Raw genomic sequence first — 10,040 nt, 5'->3', positions numbered from 1 at the left:
AGGATCACCCGCTCCGCCCGGCCCAACTGGGTGCGGGCCACAATGGCGTCGCCGTCCCGGACCACCTCCAGGTGCGGCAGGGTGCGCAAGGCGTTCTCGACGGCGTCGGCCAGTGCCGTTTCATTCCCGGAAACACTATTAATATCGATCAGCGCGGCAGTCAGTTCGGCGACATCGGCGGTCAGGTCCAAGGCAATGGTTGAAGTCACTTCCCCAGCTTAGCCAGCCCGACCCGCGGCGCCCTCAACGTGCGGGTGCCTCGGGTGCGCTCGGTAGACTTGAACCCATGACTGAGAGCACCACCACGCCCGCAACCGCTCCCCGCACTGCTTACGGCACCGGCCTGGCCACCGTCACCGACGCCGGCACCGTCCTGGACGTCTGGTACCCCGCCCCTGCCTTGGGTACCCCTCCGGCCGGTCAGGACGCCGAAAACGACCTTGCGGCCGATGCCGCCGACAGCGCCGACGCCGACCGCGGCACCCATCTTGAGGTGCTCAGCCGCAGCATCGACCTGGACGCTCCCCCGGCGGACACCGCGGATGCCTACCTGCGCCTGCATTTGCTCTCCCACCGCCTCGTCGAACCCAATTCGCTGAACATGGACGGCGTCTTCGGCCAGTTGGCCAATGTGGTGTGGACCAACTTCGGTCCGTGCGCCGTGGAAGGCTTCGAATCCGTTCGCCGCCGTCTGCGCCGCCGCGGGCCGGTGACCGTGTACGGCGTCGACAAGTTCCCGCGGATGGTCGACTACGTGATCCCGTCCGGCGTGCGGATTGCCGACGCCGACCGTGTCCGGCTGGGCGCGCATCTGGCCGCGGGCACCACCGTGATGCACGAAGGCTTCGTCAACTTCAACGCCGGCACGCTGGGAACGTCCATGGTGGAAGGCCGCATTTCGGCCGGCGTCGTCGTGGCGGACGGTTCCGACGTCGGCGGCGGCGCCTCGATCATGGGTACGCTGTCCGGCGGCGGCAAGGAACGGATCAGCATCGGTGAGCGTGTCTTGCTGGGCGCCAACTCCGGCGTCGGAATCAGCATTGGCGACGATTGCGTCGTCGAGGCCGGCCTGTACGTGACCGCCGGGACGCGGGTCAGCCTCCTCGACGTGGCCAGCGGCGACCACCGCCAGGTCAAGGCCATCGAGCTTTCCGGCCTGTCCAGCCTGCTGTTCCGCCGCAACTCCACCAGCGGAGCAGTGGAAGTCCTGCCGCGCAAGGGCCAGAGCGTCGAGCTCAACGCCGTCCTGCACGCCAACTAACAGCACCGCCACACCACCGCCATGACCAGGGCAGCGCGCACCCGCCGGAGACGAAGCCTTTTCAGCCTGCTCGTGCTGCTTGCCCTGGTCGGCGCTGCCGTCTACTTCGCCGCCACCGAGATTGACCGCAGCCAGACCCTGGTCAGGGAGCGGTGCGTCGCCGTCGTCGGGGCGGACAGCTTTGAGCTGGCACCGGACCAGGCCGCGAACGCCGCGCTGATCTCCGGAATCTCCATCGAGCGCGGGCTGCCCCCGCGCGCGGCGTCGATCGCCCTGGCGACGGCCATCCAGGAGTCCAAGCTGCGCAATATTGACTATGGCGACCATGCCGGCCCCGACTCGCGCGGCTTGTTCCAGCAGCGGCCGTCGCAGGGCTGGGGCACCGAAGAGCAGGTCCAGGACCCGGTGTATGCGGCGAACAAGTTCTACGAAGTGCTCGAAAAGGTTCCGGATTACGAGTCGATGCCGGTAACCGACGCAGCCCAGACCGTTCAACGCAGTGCCTACCCCATGGCCTACGCGGACCACGAGGCCGAAGCCAAGGCCTTCGCATCGGCATTGACCGGCCACTCCCCTGCCGCCCTCAACTGCGTCCTCAAAGATGCCGAGACCAGCGGCGACCCGACCGCGGTGATGGAACAGTTGGCCGCAGTCCATCCCGGTTTGGACGCGGCAGTCGCCGGACGTGAGCTCCGGGTGGCTGCGGCCGATGAGCGGGGGTGGGCAGTTGCCCAGTGGGCCGTCGCGTCGGCGAAGCAGCTGAACGTCGAATCGGTGGCCTACGCGGGCCAGAGCTGGCAGCGCGACGACGGCGCCTGGGTCGCCGCCAATACCGACGCCGGCTATGTGGTGGTCACGGTGGCGCAAGGCACCGCGGCGGCCTGAACCACCCGGGCGACGCTACACCACAAGCTCAACGATCGGCTGCACGTAGCTGCGGAACGTGGTCTCGTCGTCCATCAACGTCTGAGACATCAGGATCCGGTCCGGCTCCACGAACCACGCGCGCGGCTCGCCCAGCGGAAGCTCGATCAACTTCAACTCGAAGGACCGCGCCGCGCGTCCCAGCTCCATCTCCCGGTCCTGGACCAGTTCACGGACCAGTCCCGACTTGCCCTTGGCTTCCCGTTCCTCGGCCATCTTTGAGTACTCGGCCATGCGGGCCCGGGACCAACTCATCGCGGCACCGAAGTGGGCTTGCAGCAGCCGCTGCAAGGCCGGGCTGCCGGCAAAGGCGGGAAAGGATGGCGGCGTCAGCTTGGTGGCGTTTCCCGGACGGTCCCGCACCAGGTCCTCCCACCACTGCTCCCATTGATCGCGCAACGCGGAGGGGCCGCCGACGTTGGCGGTTAGTTGGCCCGGATCAGCCGTACGGACGGTCGGCACCACCGGTGACACCGCAGGAGATCCGGCTCCGGAAAGCCCGGCGACGTCGCGAAGATACAGGGCCACCAGCATATGTCCTGAGGTGTCGGCAGTGATCCGCCACCCCGGTCCACCTGTATGGTGCATCCGGTCCGCATCCTTTCGCTCGCATCGGCGTGAGCAGCGCAGGCCAACTGGGCCCGCTACGGCGTGCGCACGGGGTTCCGCTGCTGCCGGTAGCTCAACTCTAGACCGTGCTGTCCAGCCCCTCCAGCAGGCGGGCGGCAGACACGGCCGGGCAGGCTGGGCCGAACTACTAAGCTGGTAGGCATGAGAATTCTGGTCACCGGAGGAACCGGCTTCATCGGCTCGCACACCACCCTCGCCCTCCTGGAGGCGGGCCACGACGTAGTGGTGCTCGACAATCTGGCCAATTCCAGTCAGGAATCGCTGCGCCGGGTCCAGCAGCTTTCGGGCCGGGAAGCACGGTTCCACCACGTCGATCTCCTGGATGAGCCTGCGTTGCACCGCGTGTTGGAGACCGAAGCCGTGGACGCGGTGATCCACTTTGCCGGCTTGAAGGCCGTGGGCGAGTCGGTGGAAAAACCGCTGCACTACTACCACAACAATGTGGGCGGAACACTGAACCTGCTCCGGGCCATGGACGCCCACAATGTTCGCACCATTGTCTTCAGCTCCTCGGCCACCGTGTACGGTTCCACTGAGGAAGTCCCGTTGACCGAGAAGCTGCCCTTGGACGCGATCAACCCCTACGGCCGGACCAAGGAGCAGATCGAGGACATCCTGTCCGATCTGGGTGCCTCCGACCCGCGCTGGCATGTGGCTCTGCTGCGCTACTTCAATCCGGTGGGTGCGCATGAGTCCGGACAGATCGGCGAAGATCCGACCGGCGTACCGAACAACCTGCTGCCGTTCGTGGCCCAAGTTGCCGTGGGCCGCCGGGAGAAGGTCCGGGTGTTCGGCAGCGATTACCCGACGCCGGACGGAACCGGCGTGCGCGATTACATCCACGTGATGGACCTGGCGGCCGGGCATCTGGCCGCGCTGGACTTCATCGCGCAACGGTCCGGGGTACGCCGCTGGAATCTGGGCACCGGCAAGGGCTCGTCCGTGCTGGAGGTTCTCGCCGCATTCGGCAAGGCCGCCGGGTTCGACATCCCCTACGAACTGACCGACCGGCGCCCCGGCGACGCGGCCGTCAGCTACGCGGATCCCTCCGCGGCGCTGGCCGAACTCGGCTGGTCTGCCGTGAAGAACCTGGAGCAGATGTGCGAGGACCACTGGCGCTGGCAAAAGAACAACCCCAACGGCTACGCCAGCTGAAGGCGGCACGGGCTGCAGGGGTTCGCCCACCGGTGGTCGACCAAGGCCGCTTGCGGCCGCGCGGAGACCCGGCCGCGCGGAGACCCGGCCGCGTGGAGACCCGGCCGCGCGTCCTACTCCTTCGGATATGCCAACGGCCCCTGGACTGCTCCAGGGGCCGTTCGGCGTTTAGGCATGGTCTCCACGCGCTCGCTGGCGCTCGCTTGGTCGACCACCGGGAGCGCTCGCTGGCGCTCGCTTGGTCGACCACCGGGAACGCTCGCTGGCGCTCGCTCGGTCGACCACCGGGGCGGGTGTTTAGCGGGCCGGGTACTGGCGTTCCTGGGCACCTGTGTACAGCTGGCGCGGGCGGCCGATCTTGGTCTGCGGATCCTTGATCATCTCGCGCCACTGGGCAATCCAGCCCGGCAGGCGGCCGATGGCGAACAGCACGGTGAACATCTTCTCCGGGAAGCCCATGGCCTTGTAGATCAGGCCGGTGTAGAAGTCGACGTTCGGGTACAGCTTGCGCTCAATGAAGTAGTCATCCGCCAGCGCCTTCTCTTCTAGGCGCATGGCGATGTCCAGCAGCTCGTCGTTGCCGCCGAGCTTGCCCAGGATCTCGTGCGCGGTGGCCTTGACCAGGCGGGCGCGCGGATCGTAGTTCTTGTAGACGCGGTGCCCGAAGCCCATCAGGCGCACGCCGGCTTCCTTGTTCTTGACCTTCTCCATGAACTGCTCCGGCTCCTGGCCGCTGGCCTGGATCTGGCGGAGCATGTTCAGCACGGCCTCGTTCGCACCGCCGTGCAGCGGTCCGAACAGGGCGTTGATGCCGGCGGAGACGGACGCGAACATGTTGGCGTTGGAGCTGCCCACCAAGCGCACGGTGGAGGTGGAGCAGTTCTGCTCATGGTCTGCGTGCAGGATCAGCAGCAGGTCCAGCGCCTTGACCACGGTCGGGTCCAGCTCGTAGGGCTCGGCCGGCAGGCCGAAGCTCAGCCGCAGGTAGTTCTCCACCAGGTTCATGGAGTTGTCCGGGTACAGCAGCGCCTGGCCGATGGACTTCTTGTGTGCGTAGGCGGCGATTACCGGCAGCTTAGCCATCAGCCGGATGGTGGACAGTTCCACCTGCTCGTCATCAAACGGATCCAGCGAGTCCTGGTAGAAGGTGGACAGCGCGCTGACCGCGGAGGACAGCACCGGCATCGGGTGCGCATCGCGCGGGAACCCGCCGAAGAAGCCCTTGAGCTCCTCGTGCAGCAGCGTGTGGCGGCGGATCTTGTGGTCGAAGGTTTCCAGCTCGGTGGGAGTGGGCAGTTCGCCGTAGATCAGCAGGTAGGAGACTTCCAGGAAGGACGAGTGCTCGGCAAGCTGCTCGATCGGGTAGCCGCGGTAGCGGAGCACACCGGCGTCGCCGTCGATGTAGGTGATGGCGGACGTGGTCGCCGCGGTGTTCATGAACCCGGGGTCGAACGTGACGGCGCCGGTCTGCTTCAGCAGCTTGGATACGTCATAGCCGTCGTTGCCTTCGGCAGCCTTGAGCCGTGGGAGTTCGAGTTCGCCGCCGTCAAAGTGCAGCGTGGCACCGGTGTGCTCAGTCATTGAGTCCCCTTCAGGAGGTTTAGAAGCTTACGGCACGCCGGGCGCTTTTAGCACTGAGCATGCTCATACTCGGGTAAAACGCTACCCGCACAGTCACCGATATATCTAATCCGGGACCCACATTTTTGTTTGCATCCACAGTCGGCGGCTGTCCGTGCATGGTCAGGAAAGCCGCTCGACGGCGGCGTCGATCCGTTCGTCGCTGCCAGTCAGCGCCACCCGGACGTAACCTTTTCCGGCTTCGCCGTAAAACACCCCGGGACCAATCACGATGCCCAGCTCGGCAAAGCGGCCCACGGTTGTCCAGGTATCTTCTCCCGCGGTTCCCCACAGGTACAGTCCGGCTTCTGAATGCTGGATCTCCAAACCGAATTTCTGCAGCGCCGGCAGCAGCCGCTCCCGCCGGGCCCGGTACAGGTTCTTTTGCTCCTGCACGTGCGCATCGTCCTGCAGCGCCGCCCGCATGGCGGCCTGGACCGGGAAGGGCACGATCATGCCGGCGTGTTTGCGGCTGTTGATCAGGTTGGGCATCAACTCCGGGTCTCCGGCCAGGAAGGCCGCCCGGTAGCCGGCGAGGTTGGATTGCTTGCTGAGCGAATACGTGCACAGCAGGCCCTGGTGCGAGCCCTGCGCCACTGCCGGATCCAACACGCTGGGAACGATCTGTCCGCCGCGCGCTGTGTCCCATCCGCCCCAGCCCAATTCCGCGTAGCATTCGTCGGAAGCGACGACGGCGCCCAGCGCCCGGGCGTCCTCCACCAAGGCGCGCAGCTCGTCCTGGCCGCGGACAATGCCCGTGGGGTTGCCCGGCGAGTTGACCCACACCAGCTTTACCCGGTTTCTGGTCTGCGCATCCAGGTCGGCCAGACTGTCGGCAGCCACCGGGGTGGCTCCGGCCAGGATGGCGCCGATGTCGTAGGTGGGATAGGCGACGACGGGCCGCACCACCACGTCACTCTCGCCGAGTCCCAACAGTGTGGGCAGCCAGGCAACAAGTTCTTTGGAACCGACGGTGGGCATGATCGCCGCCGGGTCCATCCCGGGCACATTGCGACGGCGGGCGAACCAGTCCGCGATCGCTTCGCGCAGTTCGACGGTGCCGTGCGTGGTCGGATAGCCCGGGGCGTCGGCGGCGGCGGCCAAAGCCTCGCGGATGACCGCCGGGGTGGGGTCTACCGGCGTGCCGATGGACAAGTTCACCGCACCGCCGGGGTGTTCTGCTGCCTTCCGCGCATAGGGTGCCATCGCATCCCATGGGTACTCCGGCAGCTGGAGGCCGAAAGAGCTCATCGAGTTCAGTCTTGGTTCTGCGGCGGCAGCGCGGCAATCAGCGGGTGGTCCTTGTGGGTGTTGCCCAGCTTGGCGGCACCGCCCGGGGAGCCCAGATCGTCGAAGAACTCCACGTTCGCCTTGTAGTAGTCGGCCCACTCCTCGGGAGTGTCATCCTCGTAGTAGATTGCTTCCACCGGGCAGACCGGTTCGCACGCACCGCAGTCCACGCATTCATCGGGATGGATGTACAGGGACCGTTCACCTTCATAGATACAGTCCACCGGGCATTCTTCAATACATGCCTTGTCTTTTACATCCACGCACGGCTGTGCGATTACGTACGTCACGTTCCGTCAGCACCTTTCTGAACAGTTAGCCCTAGCGTATCGCTTGGGACCATTATCTCCCCAGCCGGAGGCCGCACCCCTAGGATGGTCACGTGATACCCGCTACTCCTTCGGCTCCTGCCGCGTTTCTGGCCTCGGCTGCTCCCGGGACGCGCGTGGTGGTCCGCTACCGGGTTGAGGGTGGATTCACGGACGCGCTGGGTGACCTGCTGGCCGTGGATGCTAACACCTGCACGGTCAGGACGGCGCGGCGCGGCGACGTGGTTGTTCCATTGCCCGCGGTGACAGCGGCCAAACAGGTTCCGCCTGCGCCGCCCCGTCGCGGGCCGCGGGCAGGACGTCAGCCCTCCTAGCTGCCCGGCAGGGGCTCGCCCTCGGGCAGGACGTCAGCCCTCGTAACTGTCCGGCAGCCGGCGCAAACCCCAGAGCGGGGAGAACAGCACCGGCACCGCCGCGAGCAAGGTCCCGGCAACACCGATCCACAGCGTCGGCACCAATCCCATGGCGTGGCCCAGCACGCCGGCCAGCAGCCCGGAGAGCGGCAACACGCCGTACACCAGGAACCGGATCGAGGCGTTCATTCGTCCCAACAGCCGCGGCGGGCACACCCGCTGGCGCATGGTCACCTGCATGACGTTGTAGACCAGCGAGCAGAAGGAAAGGCCGGCCTCGCCGACCACCAAGAGGATCAGCGCCCAGGCGTTATCCGGCATGAGCACCGACAACGGCATGGCCATCAGGAACACCGCAGAGGCAAGGCTGGCCAGCGGAATCAGGGCTCCCTCACCGGTCAACTTGGCCAGCCGCGGCGCCGCCACCGCGCCCAGCAGTCCCCCGGCGGCGGCCACCGAATAGACCAGCCCCAGCGCGCCCGCGCCCAGGCCCAGCTCGCGGAGCACCAGGAGCGGAAACAGCGTGGCCGCCAAGCCCGCAAAGAAATTCGTGAGGCCCGTGCAGGCGGCAATCCGGCTGATCAGCGGATGCCGCACCACGAACCCGAGTCCTTCCTTGATCTCCACGGCCAGCGGTCGCCGGTCATGCCGGGGCGCACGCACTTCGCGGTCCCGGGTGCGGGCCAGGAACAGCGCCGAGAAAAGATAGCCCACGGTGTCCGCCAGGAACAGCAGCGGGGCCGCGATCACCTGCAGCAGAGCGCCGCCGGCAGCCGGCCCGCCCATCCTCGCCAGCTGCGCCGTGCTCTCGAGTTTTGAGTTGGCGTCCGGGACCTGGTCGTTGCGGACCAGCACCGGCACGTAACTCTGGTACGCCACATCGAAGAACACCGTCGCGATGCCCAGCACCCCGGCCACCGCGTACAAGTGCCACATGTGCAGCAGGTCCATCCACCACAGCAGCGGTACGGACAGCATGGCGGCGGCCCGTACCAGGTCCGCGGTGATCATGACCTGCCGCTTCAGCCAGCGGTCCACCCATGCTCCGGCCGGAAGCCCGATCAGCAGAAAGGCCGCGGTGGCGCTGGCGTTGAGCACGCCCACCTGGAACTCGCTGGCGCCAAGGATGACCACCGCAAGCACCGGCATGGCCAGATGGCCAATCTGGACCCCGAATTGGCTGATGCTCTGTGCGGACCAGAAGGCGGCGAAGTTCCGGTCCCGCCATAACGACGGCGGTGCTTCCCGCAGCGCGGAAGCGTCGGCTTCCGGCGGGCCGGAGGCAGCAGGCGGGGCGGGCGGCTCGGTCACCGTCACAGTCTCAGCCAGCGATTGGGGAAAGTCAATCAATTCGCGGTTGTGTCGTATGCTGGATTCATGCCTACGGATCAGGACCTGCAAGCCACCGGGCGGGCGCTCAGCTCGCCGGTCAGGCTGCGTATTCTTCGGCTCTGCCTGCACCGGTCCCGGACCAACAAGGAGATCGCAGAGCTGCTCGGCCTGAATCCGGCCACTTCGCTGCATCATGTGCGGACGCTGCTCAACACCGGCTTCCTGGAGGCCGAGGAGCCGCGCAAGGGCAACCGCGGCGCCAAGGAAGTCCCCTACCGCGCCACGCGGATGTCCTGGGGCGCCAAGATGCCGGATGCGGCGCCGGTGCTGGTGGAGACCTTCTTGCAGGAAATCGAGGGGCTGGCCCCGGACGAGATCGAAACGACGCGGATGGGCATCAAGCTCAACGACGCGCACCGCAAGGAAATGTTGGCGAAGATCCGTGCCATCTTCGAGGAATACGCGATGCTGCCCGCGGACGAGGACGGGACCGCGACCTCAATTTTCATGGCCCACCACGTGGATCGAACAGCCAACTAAGCAGCGCCCGCCCGGGGAATCGGATGAGGCCGCCGGATGGGATTCCCGCCAGGGTGAAACCAAACCGCTGAGAACGGAATCAGGCTTTGGCCCGCCGCGGTTTCAGCGCCCAGATGCAGACCAGCATCGCCGCCAGCGTGGCTGGGACCAGCCCGATCATCCAGATCCGGCCGGCCATGGCAATCGGCAGCTCCACCGGGGCTGACGTCCCCGTGACAATCAGCGGTTCGGTTCCCGGGGCCAAAGCCATCAGTCCGACGAGCACATACGCGAGAACCCCCGTGAGCCCGGCGGTCATCACATTGCGCGCCTTGAGCCCGGCCCAGACCATCACCGACAGGGCAAACAGCACAGCCGCTGCGGCCCCCCACGGATAGCTGGCGTCCTGTGCGTAGAGAATTTGCGAGTGCAGCGCCGTCCCCACGACCGCCGTCGCAACCGCGCCGAAGACAGCGGCGCCCCAGCCATGGAAGGGGGTACGCCGCCGTCGTGCTTCACGCCGTTCCGGCGCCGGGCCGGGTTCGTTAATAGCGGAAGGTTGATTAACAGCGGAAGGCAACCCGCCGTGGTCTCCGGCGGGTTGCCTCTGCTCTGTCATACGGTCCA

11 protein-coding genes and 1 pseudogene are annotated in these 10,040 nt (G+C 66.6%); 5 read left to right on the top strand and 7 right to left on the bottom strand.

What is annotated here, in order from left to right; translation table 11 throughout:
* Positions 1-209: pseudogene (locus ACMX2H_RS12920) on the bottom strand (succinyl-diaminopimelate desuccinylase); the annotation flags it as partial.
* 77 nt (positions 210-286) lie between these two features.
* Between ACMX2H_RS12920 and dapD the strand changes: the two are divergent.
* Together dapD and ACMX2H_RS12910 are read left to right on the top strand one after the other, a co-directional pair.
* Entirely contained in the window at positions 287-1,261 is a 975-nt protein-coding gene (dapD, locus tag ACMX2H_RS12915) for a 2,3,4,5-tetrahydropyridine-2,6-dicarboxylate N-succinyltransferase (RefSeq protein ID WP_414960887.1), read from the top strand.
* Between the two features lie 21 nt (positions 1,262-1,282).
* Positions 1,283-2,146, top strand: a complete 864-nt coding sequence (locus ACMX2H_RS12910; protein ID WP_414960886.1) for a hypothetical protein — start codon at positions 1,283-1,285, stop codon at positions 2,144-2,146.
* Positions 2,147-2,161: 15 nt separating this feature from the next.
* On the opposite strand, the gene ACMX2H_RS12905 is transcribed toward ACMX2H_RS12910, so the two are convergent.
* Complete coding sequence (locus tag ACMX2H_RS12905) at positions 2,162-2,773, bottom strand: hypothetical protein (protein WP_414960885.1); 612 nt, start codon at positions 2,771-2,773, stop codon at positions 2,162-2,164.
* Positions 2,774-2,956: 183 nt separating this feature from the next.
* On the opposite strand from ACMX2H_RS12905, the gene galE reads away from it, so the two are divergent.
* The gene (galE, locus tag ACMX2H_RS12900; protein ID WP_414960884.1) at positions 2,957-3,970 is read left to right on the top strand and encodes a UDP-glucose 4-epimerase GalE; all 1,014 of its coding nucleotides are present in this window, start codon (positions 2,957-2,959) and stop codon (positions 3,968-3,970) included.
* A gap of 297 nt (positions 3,971-4,267) precedes the next feature.
* On the opposite strand, the gene ACMX2H_RS12895 is transcribed toward galE, so the two are convergent.
* From ACMX2H_RS12895 to fdxA, 3 genes are all read right to left on the bottom strand, one after another.
* Positions 4,268-5,551 (bottom strand): citrate synthase, encoded by a 1,284-nt coding sequence (locus ACMX2H_RS12895; RefSeq protein WP_136784731.1) that lies wholly within the window; start codon positions 5,549-5,551, stop codon positions 4,268-4,270.
* 162 nt (positions 5,552-5,713) lie between these two features.
* Positions 5,714-6,841, bottom strand: coding sequence for a succinyldiaminopimelate transaminase (gene dapC / locus ACMX2H_RS12890; RefSeq protein ID WP_414960883.1), 1,128 nt, complete (start codon positions 6,839-6,841; stop codon positions 5,714-5,716).
* A 5-nt stretch (positions 6,842-6,846) separates the two neighbouring features.
* Positions 6,847-7,170, bottom strand: a complete 324-nt coding sequence (gene fdxA / locus ACMX2H_RS12885; protein ID WP_127511272.1) for a ferredoxin — start codon at positions 7,168-7,170, stop codon at positions 6,847-6,849.
* Positions 7,171-7,262: 92 nt separating this feature from the next.
* On the opposite strand from fdxA, the gene ACMX2H_RS19030 reads away from it, so the two are divergent.
* The gene (locus tag ACMX2H_RS19030; protein WP_462677831.1) at positions 7,263-7,523 is read left to right on the top strand and encodes a putative acetyltransferase; all 261 of its coding nucleotides are present in this window, start codon (positions 7,263-7,265) and stop codon (positions 7,521-7,523) included.
* A 33-nt stretch (positions 7,524-7,556) separates the two neighbouring features.
* On the opposite strand, the gene ACMX2H_RS12880 is transcribed toward ACMX2H_RS19030, so the two are convergent.
* A complete protein-coding gene (locus ACMX2H_RS12880; RefSeq protein WP_414960882.1) occupies positions 7,557-8,873 on the bottom strand; it encodes an MFS transporter in 1,317 nt (438 codons plus the stop codon).
* A gap of 66 nt (positions 8,874-8,939) precedes the next feature.
* On the opposite strand from ACMX2H_RS12880, the gene ACMX2H_RS12875 reads away from it, so the two are divergent.
* Complete coding sequence (locus ACMX2H_RS12875; protein WP_414960881.1) at positions 8,940-9,434, top strand: ArsR/SmtB family transcription factor; 495 nt, start codon at positions 8,940-8,942, stop codon at positions 9,432-9,434.
* Positions 9,435-9,513: 79 nt separating this feature from the next.
* Here the strand turns inward: ACMX2H_RS12875 and ACMX2H_RS12870 are convergent, their stop codons facing one another.
* Positions 9,514-10,032, bottom strand: a complete 519-nt coding sequence (locus ACMX2H_RS12870; protein ID WP_414960880.1) for a hypothetical protein — start codon at positions 10,030-10,032, stop codon at positions 9,514-9,516.
* Positions 10,033-10,040 lie beyond the last annotated feature (8 nt).

Source organism: Arthrobacter sulfonylureivorans (assembly GCF_047607445.1).
Classification (GTDB): Bacteria; Actinomycetota; Actinomycetes; order Actinomycetales; family Micrococcaceae; genus Crystallibacter; species Crystallibacter sulfonylureivorans_A.
This window is presented reverse-complemented; position numbering and strand designations above follow the sequence as displayed.